Genomic DNA, 18,834 nt, shown 5'->3' with positions numbered 1-18,834 from the left:
CGATCGCCGCCTTTACGCGAGCTTCTCCCGCGCCAGCTTCGCGCCTGCGCCGAGCGCACGAAGCTTGGCTTCGGCGATGTCGCGGCGCATTGGGGCCATGCCGCAATTCGTCGTCGCGACGATATTTTCCTTCGGCACAAATTTCATCACGGCCTCGATGGTCTTCACCACATCGTCCGGCGTCTCGATGGCATCATTGGCGACGTCGATCACGCCGGCCTGCACGATCTTGCCCTTGAGCAGCGCCAGCAGCTCCAGCGGCACATGCGAGTTGCGGCACTCGATGGCGACCTGCTGGACCGGGCTTGCATCGATGGCCGGGAAAATCTTCTCGTACTGCCGCCACTCCGCGCCGAGGGATTCCTTCCAGTCGATATTCGCCTGAATGCCGTAGCCGTAGCAGATGTGAACGGCGGTCTGGCAGGTCAGGCCCTTGGCCGCACGGGTCAGCGCCTCGATGCCCCAGTCGTTCACTTCATCGAGGAAGACGTTGAAGGCTGGTTCGTCGAACTGGATCATGTCGACGCCGTCGGCCTGCAGCGCTTTTGCTTCAGCGTTGAGAAGGTCCGCGAAGGCGAACGCCATCTTGACGCGGTCGCCATAATAACTGTCGGCCAAGGTGTCGATGATGGTCATCGGGCCGGGGAGAGTGAACTTCAGCTTGCGCGTGGTATGCGCCCGCGCGGCGCGTGCTTCGTCGGCATGGACGCGGCCCTTGAGATTCAGCGGCGCGGTCACCTGCGGCACCATCGCCTTGTAGCGATCCTTGCGGATTCCCATCTCGACCTTGTGGGCGAAATCGATGCCCTCGACGCGCTCGAGAAATCCGTGCACAAAATGCTGGCGGGCCTGTTCGCCCTCGGTGACGATGTCGATGCCGGCGTCTTCCTGAACCTTCACCGCGAGCAACGTCGCGTCGCGCTTGGCGTTGACCAGTTCAGCGCCCTGGGATTTCCAGGGAGCCCACAGCTTGTTGGGTTCGGCCAGCCATTCGGGCTTCGGCAGCGAACCGGCGATCGTCGTTTGAAACAGCATGGACGTTTCCTGTTATTATTGTTGCACGCTTATCTGCCATGCCGGGGCCATGGCATACAAGCTGTTCGCGCTTGCAGGATGGAATGTGATCGGAAGCGCGGTTAGGATCGCGCCTCGTCATTTCGTCTAAGCCCACTCTTTCGCGGACATCTCATGATCGAGCTTTATTACGCGCCGACACCCAACGGGTGGAAAATCTCGATCATGCTGGAGGAACTGGGGCTGCCTTACACGGTGTTCCCAGTGAACATCCGCACCGGCGACCAGTTCAAACCAGAATTCCTCGCGATCAGTCCGAACAACCGCATTCCGGCGATCATCGACCGCGCGCCCGCCGACGGTGGGGAGGCAATTCCGATGTTCGAGACCGGCGCGATCCTGATTTACCTCGCGGAGAAAACCGGGCGCTTCCTGCCGGCCGACGTGCGCGGCCGGTTCAAGGTGATCCAGTGGCTGATGTGGCAGATGGGCGGCCTCGGCCCGATGCTCGGTCAGCACGGGCACTTCGCGCTCTATTCGATCGAAAAGATTCCCTACGCCATTCAGCGCTACCGCGACGAAGCCGCGCGGCTTTACGCCGTGCTCGACCGGCAGCTCGGCAAGACCGGCGCGTATGTCGCGGGCGACGACTACTCCATCGCCGACATCGCCTGTTTCCCGTGGACCATGACCCACAAGGCGCAGGGCTTCACCCTCGACGACTATCCGAACATCAAGCGCTGGTACGCGGTGGTGCGTGCGCGGCCGGAAGTGCAGAAGGGCCTTGCCGTCGGCAAATTCGACAAGACGCCGTTCACCGACGAGCAGCGCAAGAACATGTTCGGCACGGCCGCGCAGCAGGCACAATAACAAACAGGAAACGTCATCATGATCGAGTTCTTCTTCGACTGCTCCAGCCCGTGGACGTATCTGGCGTTCACCAACATCCAGCCGCTTGCGAAGGAGCTTGGCGCGGAGATCACCTGGCGGCCGATTCTGGTCGGCGGCATCTTCAACACCGTGAACAAGACGATGTACGAGACGCGCGCCAATCCGGTCCCGGCCAAGCAGGCCTACACGGCGAAGGACATGGCGGACTGGGCGCGGATGGCGGGCATCAGGATCAAGATGCCGCCGACGGTGTTCCCGGTGAACGCGGTGAAGTCGATGCGCGGCTGCATCTGGGTGCAGCAGCAGAGTGCTGACAAGCTGGTGCCGTTCGCAACGGCGGTGTTCGAATCCTACTGGGGCGACGATCAGGATATTTCCAAGGACGAGGTGCTTGCGAAAATCTGCGAGCGCGTCGGCATCGATCCCGCGAAGTTTGCCGCCGGCATCGGCGAGCAGCCGATCAAGGATCAGCTCAAGGCCAACACCGATGAAGCAATTGCACGCGGCGCGTTCGGTTCTCCGACGATCTATCTCGACAAGACCGACATGTATTTTGGCAACGACCGCCTGCCGCTGATCCGCGACGCGCTGATGCGGAAGAAGACAGCCGCATAATGTCACGCGCCGTCGTCTGCCGCGAACTCGGTCCGCCGGAAGGCCTGCGGCTTGAGACTATCACCTCCGCTCCGCTTGCATCGGGGCGGGTGCGTGTCGCGATCCATGCGGCGGGGATCAATTTCCCCGACATCCTGATGGCGGCGGGAGAGTATCAGTTCAAACCGCCGCTGCCGTTCACGCCGGGCATGGAAGCGGCGGGCGAGGTGGTCGAGACCTCCGGCGTCGATGGCGTGCGCGTCGGCGACCGCGTGATCGTGAAGGCGCGGCTTGGCTGCTACGCCGATGAAATCGTGGTCGCGCCGGACCAGCTTCTGCCGCTGCCTTCCACCTTCGATTTCATGCAGGGCGCGACATTCCTCGCGGCGCACGGCACCGCGTATCATGCGTTGCACGATCGCGCGCAAATCAAACAGGGCGAGGTTCTGCTTGTGCATGGCGCGGGCGGCGGCGTCGGGCTCGCCGCCGTCGAACTCGGCAAGGTGGCCGGTGCGACGGTCATTGCGTGCGCGTCGAGCGAAGAAAAACTTGAAGTGGCGAAGCAGCGCGGCGCGGATCATGGTGTGCTCTATGGCCGCGAGCCGTTCAAGGATACCGTCAAGCGCATCACCGAGGGACGCGGCGCCGACGTGGTGTTCGATCCGGTGGGCGGCGCGATCTTCGAGGAGAGCCTGCGCTGCATCGCGTGGGGCGCGCGGCTGCTGGTGATCGGCTTCACCGGCGGCGTCGGTGTGGCGAAAACCAATCTCGTGCTGATCAAGGGCGCCAGCGTGCTCGGCGTACGGGCCGGGGAAGCCGTTCGCATGAATCCCGCGCTCGGCGTGGCACGCCTTGAAGCATTGACGCGGCTTGCCGAGGAGCGCCGCGTCAGCCCTAACATCTCGCACCGCCTCCCGCTGGAGGACTACGCGAAGGCGATGCGCCTGTTGATGGAGCGGAAAGCGATCGGGCGTGTCGCGCTGACGATGCGCTGACTCAATAATGTGCAAGAAGTGCCCAAAAATTGGGCGCTTCTGTCAATCTGCACGTAAATTTCTATTCACTGTTTCAGCATAAAATGGCGAAGCCCAGTTTTTGGAGCGCGCCATGCTCAGTCATATGAAGATTTATCAGCGCCTCGCGGTCGCCGTCGCGTTACCTTTGACATTACTTGTTATTTTCACGGCATATGAATTGTCCCAGAAATGGTCCGCGCGTCAGGCGATGGCTCGCCTCGGCCCCGTGGTGGAGAGCGTCGGGAAGTTGAGCCGGCTGGTCCACGAACTTCAGCGTGAGCGCGGATTGACCTCGGCGCTCCTCAACAGCAAGGGCGCACAAATGCGCGCGGAGCTTTCCGCGCAGCGCAAGCACACCGATGTGGAATTCACCAGCGCATCGCAGGCACTGGCCTCGCTCGACGCGACGGCTTCGCCGAGCCTGCGCGCAGCCTTCGCCAGCGCCCGTGATGCGCTCGGTCAGCTCGACGGAAAGCGTCGGGAGATTGACGATCTGTCGATCGCGCCGTCCGCAGCCATCGGATATCTGACGCAGACCATCGCGTGTCTGACCGCAGCCATCAACGGCTTCGCGGCGTTGAGCGACGACGACGATATATCCAAGGCGATGACCGCCTACGCCAATCTGGTCGAAGGCAAGGAGCGCGCCGGGCAGGAGCGTGCGCTGGTGTCCGGGGGCATTGCGGCCGGACGTTTCGAATTGCCGCTGTTCGCTCGCTCGACCGGTCTTGCTGCCGCACAGGATACCTATTTCTCATCCTATCTCGCGTCATCGCCTGCAGCGGGGCGCGATCTCTTCAAGCGATTCCATGCGGGTCCCGTACTCGACAAGTTTCTCGGCATGCGCAAAACCGTGCTTGAAGGCGGCCTGTCGGGCGACTTCAAAGGCCTGGACGTGAAGTCATGGTTCGATACGTCGACGGCGCGCATTGATCTGCTTAAGTCCGTCGAGGACGGATTTCTTGCCGATCTCGCGGCAATGGCCGGTGCCAAGCAAGCCCAGGCGTCGCAGTCGCTGGCAATCCTCGGCGCTCTCGTTGCCGCCGGTCTGCTGGCGGGGCTAGCCGTGGTCTTCGTCATGTCGCGCAGCATCACGACGCCGCTGCGCAGACTGACTCATGTCATGAAGAGCCTGTCCGACGGCGATACGTCCGTGGAAGTTGTCGGTGTGACACGTGGGGACGAAATCGGAGTCATGGCGCGGACCGTCGACTTCTTCCGCACCAGCCTGATCCGGAACGGCGAACTGATCGCCGGGGAGGCGCAGGCCGTCAATGAGCGCGCTGCCCGCGCCACCCGTATCACTGGACTGACGGACCGCTTTGCGGCCCATGCAGCCACATCACTCTCGGCCATGACGGCGGCTTCAGGTCAGCTGCAATCCACCGCGGCCGCCATGAGTGCCGCGGCAGATGAAACCAGTCATCAGGCCGGCGTCGTGGCTTCCGCGACGGAGCAGGCTTCGGCCAATGTGCAGACCATCGCAGTCGCGACCGAAGAACTGAGCAGTTCGGTTTCGGAAATCGGACGGCAAATGACGGAATCCACGCGGATCGCCCAAAAGGCCGTGGCCGAAGCAGGCCGCTCCCATGACATTGTGCAATCCTTGGCGTCGGGTGCGCAGCGCATCGGCGATGTGGTGAGACTGATCAGCGAGATCGCCAGCCAGACCAATCTGCTGGCGCTGAACGCAACCATCGAAGCGGCGCGGGCGGGCGAGGCCGGTCGCGGCTTTGCGGTGGTCGCTTCCGAGGTGAAATCGCTGGCGGCCCAGACCGCGAAGGCGACCGATGATATCGGCGCGCAGGTTGCCGCGATCCAGCAAACGTCTGACGAGGTGGTTGCCGTGATCGGTGCCATTGGCGCCACCATCAGCGAGATCAACGAGATCGCCGCGTCGATCGCCGGCGCAGTGGAAGAGCAGTCAGCGGCGACACAGGAGATCGCGCGGAACGTTCAGCACACTGCACAGGGGGCGCAGGAAATCTCCGACAACATCGCAGGCGTCACTGGCTTGGCGAGCGAGACCGGGACAGCTTCGGGACAGGTATTGTCGGCGTCGCGCGATGTCGCGAACCAGTCCCAGGCCATGCGGTTGCAGGTCGAGGAGTTCATTCGCGACATCAAGGCAGCCTAGGCGGGCTTACTTGTATTCCCGCTCGGTCCACCACGGGAAATACGACGGCATGTCTTTCGACACGGTCTGTGTGAATTTCGCCGGGCGCTTTTCGAGGAACGACATCACGCCTTCGCGCACGTCAGCGGACTGGCCGCGCGAATAGATGCCGCGGCTGTCGACCTTGTGCGCTTCCATCGGATCGTCCGCGCCGAGCATGCGCCACATCTGCTGACGGATCAGCGCGATCGACACCGGCGCGGTATTCTCCACGATCTCGCGCGCCATCGCGCGGGCGGCGGGGAGCAGGTCGTCCGGCGGCAGCACCTTGCTGACAAGACGACCGGCGAGCGCTTCCTGCGCCGGAAACACGCGGCCCGAATAGCACCATTCCAGCGCCTGCGAGATGCCGACAAGGCGCGGCAGGAACCAGCTCGACGCGGCCTCCGGCACGATGCCGCGCCGCGCGAACACGAAGCCGAACCGCGCGTTTTCCGACGCAAGACGAATGTCCATTGCGAGCTGCATGGTGACGCCGATGCCGACCGCAGCACCATTGATCGCGCCGATCACCGGCTTAAGGCACTTGAAGATGCGCAGCGTTACGCGGCCGCCGCCATCGCGCACCGCGTCGTCGCTCCATTCGACTTCACCATTGGGACGGAGCGGCGCGGTCTTGCGGTCGGGACGGGCCGCACGGTCGAACGTCGCGCCGCCTTCGGAGAGATCCGCGCCGGCGCAGAACGCGCGCCCCGCGCCGGTGACGATGATGGCGCGAACGTTGTCGTCGGCGTCCGCGGCATCGAAGGCCGCGATCAATTCGTTCATCATGACATGCGTGAACGCATTCATCTTGTCCGGACGGTTCAGCGTGATGGTGAGGATGTTATCCTGAATCTCATACTTGATCTGTTCGTAGGCCATCGCCGCATTCCCTCCCGCTGGTGTTCTTTTGTTAATGCCGTTTGAACGGCCATCCTGGTGATCCGGTTCTGACATTCGTATGATATCCTTCGCAGGCACTTTTACGAATGTCAGAACCGGATGCGGGACACTAGCGCGTCTGTGGAAGTGCTGGCAATTTGCGCAGGCGGGACGCAACTATGCGATGGACGTTTTCGGCGTCCAGCCCTAGCCTTTGTGACGTTCAACGCGGAGATCGGTATGCGCGCAGTCCTCGAGCATTGCACCGGAGGGCAGGAGATGTTTCTTGCCGCGGAAGAACTGCTAATCAAGGAAGGCGAGACCACCGGTCGGCTTTACGTTCTGCTCAACGGTCGGCTCGATGTCCTTAAAGGTGAGACCGTCGTCGCCACGGTGACGCAGCCCGGCGCCATTCTCGGCGAAATGTCCGTGCTCCTGGGACAACCGCATACCGCCACGGTGCGCGCTTTCGCAAGCTCGACGGTCTACCAGTTCGATGACGCAGCCGCCTTCCTGCGCACGCAGCCAGCGGTCGCGCTTCTGGTCGCTCAGCTTCTTGCTCACCGGCTCAATGCCGCGACGACTTATCTCGCCGACATCAAACGCCAATACGCCGATCACGGAAATCATCTGGCGATGGTCGGCGATGTCCTTGAAAGTCTCGTCAACTTGTCTCCGGGCGCGGCGTTGCCGGGATCGGACCGCCAGCCTGAGCGGCTGCCTGACTCGCGGCTATAAGCCAGTCCGGGAAGGCGGCGATAGTGTCCGCGGGCCGGTGCAGCGGCTGGCCGAGATCGATCGACTGTTCGCCCGCCGCCGAGAACCAGTAGGCTTTCTCATTGTCCAGATCGAGGATGATATGCGCGGGTGGGCGTCCGAACTGCTGGCCGACATTGAAGAGCCATGTGTCGCCGAGCCGGTCGAACCATGAGCCATCCTTGACGAACGGCGACTGGTGAACGTGGCCGGACAGAACGATGTCGGGCTGGTAGATCCTGATCCACTGAACGAGTTCGTCGTCGCCGTAATAGCGCGCGCCGCCCCAGCTTGTCGGCGAGTTCGCGGCGGGCGCATGATGAATCCAGATCCATCTGTCATGTTGCGGTTCTGCGGCGCGTTGAAGCTGCTTGCCGATCCGCTCCCTGACGCGCGGACCGTCCCACCATGGGCAGATGGTGAAGAGCGTCTCGCCGATGGTGAGGCTGTCGCCGTCATGAGCGATCCCGAGCCCGCCGATATCGCCGATCCATCGCGAGATTTTCTCGCCCGTTTCGTCGCGGTCGTCGAGATCATGGTTGCCGGAGCACAGGATGATCTTCGTGATTTCCGACAGCCGGGCGAGGTATTTCCGTACGACGACGATCTGGGCGTGGAAATCGACGACCGATCCGATGTCCAGCGCATCGCCCGCGATGATCACGACGTCGAAATGCGGAGCGGCGCTGAGCAGCCAGTCGAACTGGGGCAGGGAATAATGCAGATCGGCGACCACAAGGCAGCGCATAGTTCATCGCCCTTCGATCTACAATGCGGAAAAATCCAAAAATAATTCGTGTCGCGATATGCCGGCATTTGAACAGCCAATCAGCGCCGAAGCAATCGATGGCGAGGAAATTCCGTCACTCTATTTCATCGCAGGATTGCGAGTTTGCCCTGCTATGCCTATGTTTTTTGCATTGGGTGGCGTCGCGAACGGGTCTGTCGCGCGCCGCGATGTCCGTATCCAACGGGCGTCATCTGTCGCCGTGATCGCCCAGCGCGGGCGACATTCCGGTCTTAACCGGGCTTTCGGCTCAGCCCGGCGCGGTGCTACAACCCGCCCGCGCGGACGTGGCGGAATTGGTAGACGCAAGGGACTTAAAATCCCTCGATGGCAACGTCGTGCGGGTTCGATTCCCGCCGTCCGCACCAGGACAAACGAATCGCGCTGCCGGCTGAAGGACAGGACATGGACAAGAAGGCATTGCGCGAAGAGACCGAACGCCTTGTTCGCGAGGCGATGGAGCGGAAGGCTCTCGTCGTGAAGCAGGGCAATACGCGCATCGAGGCGACGTGCGGAAAGTGCGGCAAGGCCAATCGCGTTTCGGCAGAGAAGGGCGCCACCCGCGTCAAGTTCGTCTGCAAGGAATGCGGCCAGAAACAGGAAACGCTGTGAATCGTCATGCGGCCCCGCCGTCCGCACCACAAATTCAACACGAAGGCCGTCGACACGATGGTCATGAAATTAAAGTGCATGGAATCGAGCGCATGGCCGTTCGCCTGACACGGTATCGAACGAAGCGCGCGGCATCGCGCGGGCTGCTTGCCGCCGCCTCGCGTCTGGCTGCCGCCGGTGTTCTCGCGGCGAGCGCCGGCGCGTGCGCGGGCGGGGCGTCGTCGAGCCTGTTCGTCGATCCTGCGTCATACGACCTCTACAATTGCCAGCAGCTCGGCACGGCGCGCAGGACGACCGACGCCCGCGTGGTCGAACTTGAAGGCCTGATGGCCAAGGCCGAAACCGGCGCGGCAGGGACGCTCGTTTCAGGTCTTGCCTATCAGACCGAATATCGCGCGAACCGCGCGCGCCGCGATCAGATCGATGAGAAGATCGTCAGCAACAATTGCACGAGTGCCGATCTCGCGCCGCCCCCGGCGGCCGCGCCTCCCGCCGCGCCGCCTGCGCCGAAGCGCCGTCGTTAGGCCACTGACTCAGTTCAAGCGCCAGTCGTAGATCCAGTCCTGCCGCGACAGCAGCCGCGATCCGCCGAGCATTCTGATGACCTGATCGCGTGCGAAGCCGACGGGTCCTGCGAGATGATAGGTCTTGCCGTTTTTGCGCGCGGTGCGCTGTACGCGCGTTGCACGCGGGGCGCGCTGGCTGGCGTACCGGACGAACGCCGCAGACGGATTTCCCGGAGAATCTTCCAGACATTTCGCGATCACGGCCGCATCCTCGATCGCCATGCCGGCGCCCTGGGCGGCGAACGGCAGCATGGCATGTGAGGCATCGCCCAGCAGCGCGATCGGTCCCTTGTTCCATGCACCGCCGTCGCGCATCGCGAACAGCGCCCACTTCCGCCAGCCATCGACTGCGCCGATCATCATGCGCGCAGCGATCGGCCATTGCGGGGCGGAAAAATGATTGGCGATCTCGACGACGTCGCCGGGTTCGCTCCAGCCCGGCCTGTTCCATTTGCCCGACACGATCGCGACCATGTTGATGCGCTTTCCGCCCGACATCGGATAGGCGACGAGGTGCGCGTTGGCGCCCATCCACAGTTGCACGCGATGGGCATTGAATCCGCGCGGCAGTTGCGTGGCATCGACAGTTCCGCGCCATGCGATGCTGCCGGTGAACTGCGGCTGGGCTTCGGGAAAAATCTGATGTCTCACGCTGGACCAGACGCCGTCCGCGCCGATCAGCGCGAGCGCAGGCTCCTGCAGCCGGCTGGCGCCGTTGCGCTGAACGACGGTGACGCCTTTGGGATAGACCGCGACGTCCTCGAACTGCGCGCCGAGCCGCAGATCGATGTCGGGGTGATCTTTCACGCGTGCCACCAGCGCGGATTGCAGGTCGGCGCGGCGCACGATCCAGTAGGGTGCGCCGTAACGCAGCGTGGCGGCTTCGCCGAGCGGGATGCGGCCGATTTCCTTGCCGGTCCGCGCCGTCATGATGCTGATCGAGTCCGGCGCGATCACATGCGGCGCGAGCAGCGGTTCGAGACCGAGATCGATCAGGATGCGGCTGGCGTTGGGTGACAGTTGCAGCCCGGCGCCGGCTTCCTCGAGCCGCTCATTGCGTTCCAGCACGACAACCCGGAAACCGCGTGTGGCCAGCGCGAGCGATGCGGTCAGTCCCCCAATGCCCGCACCAGCGACAACGATGGTGCGTGAATCGGCCACTGAAGGTTAGGCGACCTTGTCTTTCAGGACGCATTCCGGAGGGCGCGCTTCGCCGGCCTTGAGATCGGCGGCGTAGCGATACAGCGTCGAGCAGTACGGGCAGATGATCTCGTTGTCGTCGCCGAGATCGAGGAATACGTGCGGATGGTCGAAAGGCGGATTTGCGCCCACGCACATGAATTCGCGCGAGCCGATTTCGATGATGGCGACGCCCGCATCGTTATGAAAGTGAGGGACGACGTGATCCGCCATAGCAATTCTACCCCAATCCTGGTCTTTGCGCGTCTTTTGCCCATACCCGAGCGCACGCAGCGACGACGCAGTCGCTGCCTGTAGCATACCGAGCGATACGACTTATTCCTAGATTGCGGCGCCGGATTCGTCCAATTCGCCGCATGTGTCAGCATGTGGATTCGACACAATCCTGCCGTGTTGGGAAAGCCCTCCTTTCGGAGGGGAGGTTGTGTCGGAAAAACGGCACACCATGTCATCGGTCGGTCACGGCCTGTCGAACCGGCAGGCTATTCAAGGGTTATCTGTCTGCGGTGAAAGCATCCCGGCGCATCGGCCTGGCCCTCGTGGCCACAGTGGTTTCGGCTGCGGCGCTCATGGTGCTGTGGCCGCACGCGCGTGATGCCGCGGCGATCCTGCTGGTCCAGGACGACCCGGCGCAACTCTCGGATCTTCAGGTCAATTCTGCCCTGCGAAATAACGACGCGGCCATCGAAAAAGGCGTGGCGCAGGCGCTCGATGCCAATGACGCCGATCTCGCGAAAAGCTTCACTGACCTTGCCAGGGACAAGGGCATTGCCGTGCCGGCCGACGTGGCCGGGCGGGTGGATGCCGCCGTCGCGGAGGAGAACTCGACCGCCAGCATGGCCCGGCGTTTTGCCACAGGGCTTGTGACCGGCGAGGCTGATGACGTGGCCAGCCTGTCAGGAACGGTCGCCGGCGACCTGTTCGTGTTCGGCGATATCCGCGACGTGGTTCGCGAAGGCAAGCGGCTCGTGATGGGCGAGAATGTCGATCAGCTGGTGCTCGGACTTGCAAGTGTGGGTCTGGCGGTCACCGCTGCGACCTACGTGTCCGTCGGCGGCGCAGTCCCGGTGCGGGCTGGGCTCTCGATGGTGAAGGACGCCCGCAAGGTCGGACGGCTCGGTGCGGGGCTGACCGAATGGGCGGGACGTTCGGCGCGCGGCGTGGTCGATGCGCCGATGTTGCAGCAGGCCGTGGCGACGGCTTCGATCGCGCGGCCCGGCCAGACCATCAGCGCGATGAAGGCCGCGTTCAAGGCGGAAAAGGCGGGGGCGCTTGTGCGCCTAGCCAAGGATGTCGGCCGCGTCGGCGAGAAGGCCGGCACCAGAGGCGCGCTCGACGTGCTGCGCATTGCGGACGGACCAAAGGATGTCGCGCGTGCGGCACGGCTTGCGGAGTCCAAGGGCAGCCAGACCCGCGCCATTGTAAAGATACTCGGCCGCGGCGCGCTGCTGCTGACCGCCGGCGCATTCAATCTCGCATGGTGGGTGTTTGCCGCATTGCTGGCGCTGTTCGGTTTTATCTCGTCGATCAAGGCCACCACGGAACGGCTCACCCTGTCATGGATTCAACGCAGCAAACTCAAGCGAATGCAGCGCGAACTTGCGGCGGCGCAGGCCTCCGCAACAGCGCAGGCGGTCTGACGCATCTGGTCAGGCGCGCTGCGTCCGGATAAACTGTAACTCTCGCGTCACGACCGCTTCGGTCATTATCTCCCTTCTCAACACTGGATATTACGATGCCGAGCTTTCACAACGGCTCCGTTGAAATTGCGTATCTCGACGAAGGCGAGGGCGATCCGATCGTGCTGGTGCACGGCTTTGCATCGACGAAGGACATCAACTGGGTTTATCCCTCGTGGGTCTCGACGTTGACCAAGGCGGGGCGGCGCGTCATCGCTCTGGATAATCGCGGTCACGGTGCGTCGGCGAAACTTTACGATCCTGAGGAATATCACATCGGCACCATGGCCGGTGACGTGCGCGCGCTGATGGATCACCTGAACATCGAACGCGCCGACATGATGGGCTATTCCATGGGCGGGCGTATCACCGCCTATATCGCTCAGCGCTATCCCGAGCGCTTGCGTTCGGCGATCCTCGGCGGTATCGGCATCGGCCTGATCGACGACGAGGGCCGCCCCGGTGAAAATGTTGCGGCGGCGCTGGAGGCGGCGTCGCTGGACCAAGTCACCGATCCGATGGGCCGCATGTTTCGGACCTTTGCAGACCAGACCCGCTCGGATCGCAGAGCGCTGGCGGCGTGCATGCGAGGGTCGCGGCGTCTCATGACCCGAGAGGAAGCCGCATCCATTACCGTTCCGGTGCTGATCGCGGTGGGAACAACCGACGATGTGGCGGGCTCGGCAGCCCGGCTTTCGGAAGTCATTCCGGGGTCGCAAGTGCTTGATATTCCAAACCGCGATCACATGCGCGCGGTGGGCGATCGGGTCTACAAGGATGGGGTGCTGGAATTCCTCGCAGGGCGCTCTTGAGAGGCTGGTAGATAATTATTCTACGGGTGCGGGAGATAATTATTCCAACGTCAACCTTGGCAGCCGTTGCAGCCTTCCTTCCCCCCATTATGTGGTAATATCTCCTCAACGTAAGATCAGCCGGACCCAACCAATGGCCAAGCATCATCTCGACCCGAAGACGGCGCTCTCGACTGTCGATCCCGTCTGGACCCGAATTCGGGACGAGGCTGAGGACATCGTGAAGCGCGAGCCGGAACTCGCGACCTTCATCTATTCCACCGTGCTGCATCACGACCGGCTCGAGGATGCCGTGGTGCATCGCATCGCGGAACGTCTCGATCACTCGGCGCTGTCCGGCGACCTGATCCGTCAGGCCTATCTCGATGCGATCCGCGGCGATCCCGATTTCGGCAATGCGTTCCGTGCCGATCTCGTCGCCGTATTCGACCGCGATCCCGCGACATCGCGCTTCATCGACCCGCTGCTGTACTTCAAGGGCTTCCACGCCATTCAGGCGCATCGCCTCGCGCACTGGCTCTTCAACAACGGCCGCAAGGATTTCGCCTTCTACATCCAGAGCCGCGCCTCGGCGGAATTCCAGACCGACATCAATCCCGCCGCCAGGATCGGGCGCGGCATCTTCCTCGACCACGCCACCGGACTTGTGGTCGGCGAGACGGCATTGATCGAAGACAACGTCTCCATTCTGCACGGCGTGACGCTCGGCGGAACGGGCAAGGAAAACGAAGACCGGCATCCGAAGATCCGCTACGGCGTCATGATCGGCGCGGGCGCGAAAATTCTCGGCAATATCGAGATCGGACATTGCGCGCGCATCGCGGCAGGTTCGGTCGTGGTCAAGCCGGTGCCGAACAACGTCACGGTTGCGGGCGTGCCGGCGAAGATCGTCGGCGAGGCCGGATGCGCCGAACCGTCGCGCACCATGAACCAGATGCTCAACGCCATCGGCATCTGATCGGGACGGCGGATCGATCCGGATTAGGCGCGCTAACCTCTAGCGCAGGGCGCGATCCCGCATTAAAGCTGTCGCAAACATCATTCAGTTGGAGAACGCCCGTGGACGTGACCGAAGTCAGGAAGCTCGACGCTTACCTCAAGCGGCTGTTCGGCAACCCCAAAATCCGCGTCGTGCCGCGTCCGAAGAAGGACGATTCCGCCGAGGTCTATATCGGCGAGGAATTCATCGGCGTGCTGTTCGTCGATGACGAGGACGACGACCGGTCGTTCCAGTTCCAGATGGCGATCCTCGAGGGCGACATCGAGGAAGAGGCGTAAGGTCAGCCTCGCGGCGTGCGCATCCGCACGGCGATCTGATCCATCGCGTTCGCGACATCGCGCCACTTCACCAGCCAGGCGCGCGGAAACCGGAAGGTCAGATCCGCGCCCTCGATCCGGCGCTCGCTCAGGCACATGCCGGGCGTCTTGCCGTCGCGCGTACAGCGCGCGATGATTTGCGGACTTCCCGCATACACCAGATCTTCGTTGGCATAGGGCGTGTTGTCGCGGAACGGGCGCGTGCTCAGTCCGTCTTGCAGACTCCCTGAAGTCTGATCGAAGTAACGCGGATAGATCGTCCGCGTGCGGTCGTCCGGCGACAACGCATCGTGATGCGCGGTGATCGACACGAAGATGCGATCGATGTCGGGAAGGTTATCCTCGACGGTGTCGGCGCTGACGTGGCGTGGCGCTTCGGGCGGCTCGAGCGACGGGTAGAGCAGGTTGAGATCGACGCGCTCCTGCGGACCGGTCCGCTTCTGCACTTTCACCCGGATCGCCTTGGTCGGCACGTTGAACAGCGTGTTGCCGATGCTGATCGGCAGGCGCGACGGATCGTCGACCTTTTCGACCTCCCAGGTCGGCCACAGCAGATAGGCCACGAGGCCGACGGCGCAGGCACCGATCGCGGCCATCGCCAGAAGCGGCACGTGATGGCCGCGGCGGGCGTTGCTGCGCGATGATGTCGAAGAGGTCAGAGCCATGAGTCTTTAAGGGCTGTGGGCAGATGACGGGCCTTGCGGGTGGAGCGGGCGGCAACCCGGTCGAATCACCTGCCAATATGCCATGCCCGGCGGATTCCCCCGAAGTTCCGCGCGTTGGCGGGCGTTCATAGCCATGCATCCAGCGTTGAGCGGCGTTCCGGCATTAACCTTTCTTTAAGGATAAAGTGGCGGGCGCGACGGCATTTTGCGATGCGTAAACACGATCTGGCCGGCCGTGCCGGTCTGTGCCGATGTGTTTCCGCGTGTGTTGAAAGCCCTGTCCGATGTCGCCTGAATCGCTGAATTCCTTCTTCGCTATTCTGATCGGATTTGCGCTCGCCGGCGCGCTGACCAGCGGCTTTCAGGCCTTCGTGCAACGGCCGGCGGGTTTCGGGCTGCTGACGCAGAAGGCGGCGCCGAAGGCATTCGCAGCCGTGCCGTTCCTGGTGTTCGCCGCACCCTTCATCATCATGCGCAACACCGTGCGCGGGCGCTCGATCGAGGGACGCCGGATGGAGTTCGTGGCGATGGCCACGATCATCGCCGGTTTCTGGAGCATGATGTCGGGGACGTTCGTCCTGATGCTGCTGGAAAGCACCGGCGTCATCGTCTGATCCGCGTCCACGCACTCTCGCCAGACTGCATTCTTCCATGGCATGGTCTTCAAAACGGAGACAATGAATGGCTATCTACGAACTTGACGGGCGCGCGCCCGAACTTCCCGCCGATGGACAATACTTCATCGCCGACACCGCGACGGTGATCGGCAATGTGCGCCTGAAGACCAACGCCAGCGTGTGGTTCGGCTCGGTGCTGCGCGGCGACAACGAACTGATCGAGATCGGCGAAGGCTCCAACGTGCAGGACAACTGCACGTTTCACACCGATCCGGGCTTTCCGCTGACCATCGGCAAGAACTGCACCATCGGCCACAACGTCATTCTGCACGGCTGTACCATCGAGGATGGCGCGCTGATCGGCATGGGCGCGATCATCATGAACGGCGCGCGCATCGGCAAGGGGTGCATCGTCGGCGCGGGCGCGGTCATCACCGAAGGCAAGACGTTCGAGGACCGTGCGCTCGTGATCGGCGCCCCGGCGCGCGTCATTCGCACGCTGACGCCCGAGCAGGTCACCGCCATGACGTATGGCGCGCCTCACTACGTCCACAACGGCCAGCGCTTCAAGAAGGGCCTGAAGAAGATCGGGTGAGCGCTTCAAACTGTGATTCGAATCCGGGGAGCCGCCGGAAACCGGTTTCCATTCAAGGTCTGCCGCGAAATTTTTAGCTGCTGAATTGCAAGCAATCGCGATTGACGCGGCAGCGCGCGCTGGCCATGACCTGCGGCAGTCCGTGGACGGATGTTTGCTGACGGGCGGTTTTTGCCCGTCACCGCACGGATGCTTCAAAAATCATTCCGACCAAAGGAGATATTATGGCGCATAAGACCGCAGCCAACTGGATTGGTTATGTCATGAGTGCCCTCGTGGTGCTGGCATTGTTCGCCGACGCCGGCACGCAGCTATTTGCACCGCATCTGTTGAAAGCCGAGATGGATGCGACCGGTTTTTCGCAAAGTCTCGCAACGCCGCTCGGCATCATCATGCTCGTGTGCGGCGTTCTTTATGCGATACCCCGCACTAGCGTTCTCGGCGCGATTCTGACCACGGCTTTTCTCGGCGGCGCAATCTGCGCCCACTTCCGGCTCGGTGAATTCGCATCGCCGCCGCAACTCATCTGTCTGCTGCTCGGCGTTCTCACCTGGGGTGGTCTTTACCTGCGCGACGCGCGACTGCGTGCGCTGCTGCCGCTGACGCAGTCGCCGTCGTGACGCAGAAGAACGGACGGCATCACTCATGCGTCCGATCACGCGCACTCTGACAGCAAACCGAATGATACAATGTGCAAATGTATCAGTCGAAATTGCGCTTTCTTGCCGTTTGAAAATGGTGTTTGAAGATCGTCGCTCAACTCATTTGAGCCAACATCAAAGACATTCGGGGAGATCGTCATGGTTGGAGTTACGCGGCGGCAGATTGTAGCAACTGGCATTGGAGCTTTGGCAGCCGTGAACGGCGTGTCCAAAGCCGATGCGCAAACGGCCGCACCGAAAACATTCGTTCTGGTTCACGGTGCATGGCATGGCGGATGGTGCTGGCGTCAGGTTTCCGATGCCCTCGTCAAACAAGGTCATCGGGTGTTTGCGCCGACGCTGACCGGACTGGGCGAACGCTCTCATCTGCTGAACAAGAGCATCAATCTCACGACGCACATCACCGACATCGCCAATGTCATCCAGTACGAGGATTTGTCCAACGTCGTGCTGGTCGGTCATTCCTACGGCGGCATCATCATCAGCGGCGTGGCTGAGCGGCTCGCGGACCGGATATCGTCCATCGTCTTCCTCGATGCTTTCCTGCCGGAAGACGGCGAAACGCTTTTGCAAAAATCGTCTCCGGCTTTCGTTGCCGCCATCAATACCGCGATGGAAAAGGGCGAAAGCGGAATCAAGCCGCCGCCGGCGGCGGCTTTCGGCGTTCTGGAAAAGGATCGTGCCTGGGTTGACGGCAAGACAACGGCCCAGCCGGTCGGGACGTACACCGAGGCGGCAGTGTTCAAGGGCGCGCGAGACAGGATAGCGAAGAAGATCTATGTGCGCGCCAAGGGTTACAAGAGCGCCACATTCGACGCGAACCTTGCGAAGGCAAAGGACTCCGGCAAGTGGAAGACGCTTGAACTCGACATCGGTCACGACGTGATGGTCATCGATCCGGCGCAGGTCACGTCGATCATTCTTGAAAACGCATAGCGATCAACGAAGCGCTTTCCCAAAAGTTGCGGCCGAGCCTGGGGGAGGCTCGGCCGCGCACGATCCGGTCTGGGACGGGGAGGGGTGGGGATAAGACCGGGCCGTGGGTTCCTATGTCTTCAAGTATTCATTTTTGAGCGTGACGTTTCGGTCGTGCTCCAAATCTCAGCGTGAACTCGCGGTGGACACCGCCGGACGTGAATCTCCAAGCGAGACCCAGGCGTTCGGATCGCTCTGCGACTGCCGCTTCACGAAGCGGTAGCCGGTGTCGGTCCAGGCGACGACTTCCTCGTTCTGGTTGTCGAGGATGAATTCGCCCTTGTCGGACTTCACCGTCAGCACCGCGTGGCCTTCGCCCTTCTTGTCGCGCACAACCGTGATCAGCAGCGCCTCGCGCGGCCATCCGGCGTCGATCAGCATCTTGCGCTTGAGCAGGACGTAGTCCTCGCAGTCGCCATATCCGTCGGTCGGATACGACCACTTCTCGACCACGCCCCAGTGATCCATGTCGGTCAGCGGCTTGATGGTCTCGTTGACCCAGCGATTGACCCGCAGCAGATCCTTCCACGCGGCCTGCGTCATCACGATGTCGCGGGCCTGCGTCGCGCCGCCCCGGCAATCGCCGGGATTGTCAGAACAGAATTCAATCCAGCCGATCGGCGACCGTGTGGTGTCGCCCAGGCTGGCATAAAGCACGCGCTCGCCCGCAGCCTGTGCCGCAACCGAAAACCCCATCAGGCCGGCGACAATCGCCAGACCAACTCCCCGTCCACGAATTGAAAACATTGTGGCCCCCGTTTCTTGTTGGGACCACTTTTCACACAAAGGATTTGCACGGCGGCTAAGTCGTCGAAGTACAATTGAAGCAAGTACAAGTAAAAGCTGGCGCTAATTCAATTTATACTTGAGTAAAATGAGATTAAAATTTGAAATAACTGCTTTTGATTCAAATTTTATCTATCGCGCACCAAGTCGCTGATATCGCTTATGATTCCGCGTGCCCTTAGGCCTCGTCGGTCAGGGTGGGCGAGGCCGCCAAACGCATCGAGGCGATACCCGGGTTGCGGGTATCGCC

The 18,834-nt window shown here is 62.2% G+C and carries 22 protein-coding genes and 1 tRNA gene; 16 read left to right on the top strand and 7 right to left on the bottom strand.

The genetic code is table 11. The features are described from left to right. Positions 1-12: 12 nt before the first annotated feature. Positions 13-1,035 carry a methionine synthase gene (locus tag AC1RKJ_RS05555; RefSeq protein ID WP_492790076.1) on the bottom strand — a complete coding sequence of 341 codons (1,023 nt, stop codon included), beginning with the start codon at positions 1,033-1,035 and terminating at the stop codon, positions 13-15. A 153-nt stretch (positions 1,036-1,188) separates the two neighbouring features. Between AC1RKJ_RS05555 and AC1RKJ_RS05550 the strand changes: the two genes are divergently transcribed. The 4 genes from AC1RKJ_RS05550 to AC1RKJ_RS05535 all read left to right on the top strand — a co-directional run bounded on the left by AC1RKJ_RS05550 (position 1,189) and on the right by AC1RKJ_RS05535 (position 5,652). Beyond that, on the top strand, positions 1,189-1,884 hold the full coding sequence (locus AC1RKJ_RS05550) for a glutathione binding-like protein (protein ID WP_492790075.1): 696 nt from the start codon (positions 1,189-1,191) through the stop codon (positions 1,882-1,884). 18 nt (positions 1,885-1,902) lie between these two features. Then, positions 1,903-2,520, top strand: a complete 618-nt coding sequence (locus AC1RKJ_RS05545) for a 2-hydroxychromene-2-carboxylate isomerase (RefSeq protein WP_492790074.1) — start codon at positions 1,903-1,905, stop codon at positions 2,518-2,520. Beyond that, positions 2,520-3,494 (top strand): NADPH:quinone oxidoreductase family protein, encoded by a 975-nt coding sequence (locus AC1RKJ_RS05540; RefSeq protein ID WP_492790073.1) that lies wholly within the window; start codon positions 2,520-2,522, stop codon positions 3,492-3,494. The genes AC1RKJ_RS05545 and AC1RKJ_RS05540 overlap by 1 nt, the downstream gene beginning before the upstream one ends. A 112-nt stretch (positions 3,495-3,606) precedes the next feature. Further along, the gene (locus AC1RKJ_RS05535; protein ID WP_492790072.1) at positions 3,607-5,652 is read left to right on the top strand and encodes a methyl-accepting chemotaxis protein; all 2,046 of its coding nucleotides are present in this window, start codon (positions 3,607-3,609) and stop codon (positions 5,650-5,652) included. 6 nt (positions 5,653-5,658) lie between these two features. Here the strand turns inward: AC1RKJ_RS05535 and AC1RKJ_RS05530 are convergent, their stop codons facing one another. Further along, a complete protein-coding gene (locus tag AC1RKJ_RS05530; protein ID WP_492790071.1) occupies positions 5,659-6,555 on the bottom strand; it encodes a crotonase/enoyl-CoA hydratase family protein in 897 nt (298 codons plus the stop codon). 240 nt (positions 6,556-6,795) lie between these two features. On the opposite strand from AC1RKJ_RS05530, the gene AC1RKJ_RS05525 reads away from it, so the two are divergent. After that, complete coding sequence (locus tag AC1RKJ_RS05525) at positions 6,796-7,293, top strand: cyclic nucleotide-binding domain-containing protein (RefSeq protein ID WP_492790070.1); 498 nt, start codon at positions 6,796-6,798, stop codon at positions 7,291-7,293. Here the strand turns inward: AC1RKJ_RS05525 and AC1RKJ_RS05520 are convergent. Further along, the gene (locus AC1RKJ_RS05520) at positions 7,220-8,059 is read right to left on the bottom strand and encodes a metallophosphoesterase family protein (protein WP_492790069.1); all 840 of its coding nucleotides are present in this window, start codon (positions 8,057-8,059) and stop codon (positions 7,220-7,222) included. The two genes, AC1RKJ_RS05525 and AC1RKJ_RS05520, sit on opposite strands and share 74 nt — an antisense overlap. Positions 8,060-8,379: 320 nt before the next feature. Between AC1RKJ_RS05520 and AC1RKJ_RS05515 the strand changes: the two genes are divergently transcribed. From AC1RKJ_RS05515 to AC1RKJ_RS05505, 3 genes are all read left to right on the top strand, one after another. Then, a tRNA-Leu gene (locus AC1RKJ_RS05515) sits at positions 8,380-8,466 on the top strand. A gap of 37 nt (positions 8,467-8,503) precedes the next feature. Beyond that, the gene (locus AC1RKJ_RS05510) at positions 8,504-8,710 is read left to right on the top strand and encodes a hypothetical protein (RefSeq protein WP_492790068.1); all 207 of its coding nucleotides are present in this window, start codon (positions 8,504-8,506) and stop codon (positions 8,708-8,710) included. 92 nt (positions 8,711-8,802) lie between these two features. Beyond that, on the top strand, positions 8,803-9,234 hold the full coding sequence (locus AC1RKJ_RS05505) for a hypothetical protein (protein WP_492790067.1): 432 nt from the start codon (positions 8,803-8,805) through the stop codon (positions 9,232-9,234). A gap of 9 nt (positions 9,235-9,243) precedes the next feature. Here the strand turns inward: AC1RKJ_RS05505 and AC1RKJ_RS05500 are convergent, their stop codons facing one another. Both AC1RKJ_RS05500 and AC1RKJ_RS05495 read right to left on the bottom strand, forming a co-directional pair. Then, positions 9,244-10,437: an FAD-dependent monooxygenase gene (locus tag AC1RKJ_RS05500; protein ID WP_492790066.1), complete on the bottom strand. Its 1,194-nt coding sequence runs from the start codon at positions 10,435-10,437 to the stop codon at positions 9,244-9,246. A 6-nt stretch (positions 10,438-10,443) separates the two neighbouring features. Further along, positions 10,444-10,689, bottom strand: coding sequence for a zinc-finger domain-containing protein (locus AC1RKJ_RS05495; protein WP_019196414.1), 246 nt, complete (start codon positions 10,687-10,689; stop codon positions 10,444-10,446). 293 nt (positions 10,690-10,982) lie between these two features. Between AC1RKJ_RS05495 and AC1RKJ_RS05490 the strand changes: the two genes are divergently transcribed. The 4 genes from AC1RKJ_RS05490 (at position 10,983) to AC1RKJ_RS05475 (ending at position 14,245) form a co-directional block, all read left to right on the top strand. Beyond that, positions 10,983-12,116 (top strand): hypothetical protein, encoded by a 1,134-nt coding sequence (locus AC1RKJ_RS05490; protein WP_492790065.1) that lies wholly within the window; start codon positions 10,983-10,985, stop codon positions 12,114-12,116. 95 nt (positions 12,117-12,211) lie between these two features. After that, a complete protein-coding gene (locus AC1RKJ_RS05485) occupies positions 12,212-12,967 on the top strand; it encodes an alpha/beta fold hydrolase (protein ID WP_492790064.1) in 756 nt (251 codons plus the stop codon). Positions 12,968-13,100: 133 nt separating this feature from the next. Next, positions 13,101-13,925: a serine O-acetyltransferase gene (cysE, locus tag AC1RKJ_RS05480; protein WP_492790063.1), complete on the top strand. Its 825-nt coding sequence runs from the start codon at positions 13,101-13,103 to the stop codon at positions 13,923-13,925. A 101-nt stretch (positions 13,926-14,026) separates the two neighbouring features. After that, positions 14,027-14,245: a DUF3126 family protein gene (locus AC1RKJ_RS05475; RefSeq protein ID WP_492790062.1), complete on the top strand. Its 219-nt coding sequence runs from the start codon at positions 14,027-14,029 to the stop codon at positions 14,243-14,245. 2 nt (positions 14,246-14,247) lie between these two features. Here AC1RKJ_RS05475 and AC1RKJ_RS05470 read toward each other — a convergent pair whose 3' ends face one another. Continuing rightward, positions 14,248-14,949 carry a hypothetical protein gene (locus AC1RKJ_RS05470; protein WP_492790061.1) on the bottom strand — a complete coding sequence of 234 codons (702 nt, stop codon included), beginning with the start codon at positions 14,947-14,949 and terminating at the stop codon, positions 14,248-14,250. Between the two features lie 284 nt (positions 14,950-15,233). On the opposite strand from AC1RKJ_RS05470, the gene AC1RKJ_RS05465 reads away from it, so the two are divergent. From AC1RKJ_RS05465 to AC1RKJ_RS05450, 4 genes are all read left to right on the top strand, one after another. After that, the gene (locus tag AC1RKJ_RS05465; RefSeq protein WP_492790060.1) at positions 15,234-15,563 is read left to right on the top strand and encodes a DUF6949 family protein; all 330 of its coding nucleotides are present in this window, start codon (positions 15,234-15,236) and stop codon (positions 15,561-15,563) included. 67 nt (positions 15,564-15,630) lie between these two features. Beyond that, positions 15,631-16,161: a gamma carbonic anhydrase family protein gene (locus AC1RKJ_RS05460; protein WP_492790059.1), complete on the top strand. Its 531-nt coding sequence runs from the start codon at positions 15,631-15,633 to the stop codon at positions 16,159-16,161. Between the two features lie 224 nt (positions 16,162-16,385). Then, a complete protein-coding gene (locus AC1RKJ_RS05455) occupies positions 16,386-16,781 on the top strand; it encodes a DoxX family protein (protein ID WP_492790058.1) in 396 nt (131 codons plus the stop codon). 180 nt (positions 16,782-16,961) lie between these two features. Next, positions 16,962-17,759, top strand: a complete 798-nt coding sequence (locus tag AC1RKJ_RS05450; protein ID WP_492790057.1) for an alpha/beta fold hydrolase — start codon at positions 16,962-16,964, stop codon at positions 17,757-17,759. Positions 17,760-17,924: 165 nt separating this feature from the next. Here AC1RKJ_RS05450 and AC1RKJ_RS05445 read toward each other — a convergent pair whose 3' ends face one another. Beyond that, a complete protein-coding gene (locus AC1RKJ_RS05445; RefSeq protein ID WP_492790056.1) occupies positions 17,925-18,545 on the bottom strand; it encodes a transglutaminase-like cysteine peptidase in 621 nt (206 codons plus the stop codon). Positions 18,546-18,834 lie beyond the last annotated feature (289 nt).

It is taken from the genome of Afipia sp. GW822-FHT04G07 (genome assembly GCF_058800765.1).
Note: the sequence above shows the minus strand (reverse complement) of the source record. Positions and strands in the feature narration are given on the sequence as shown.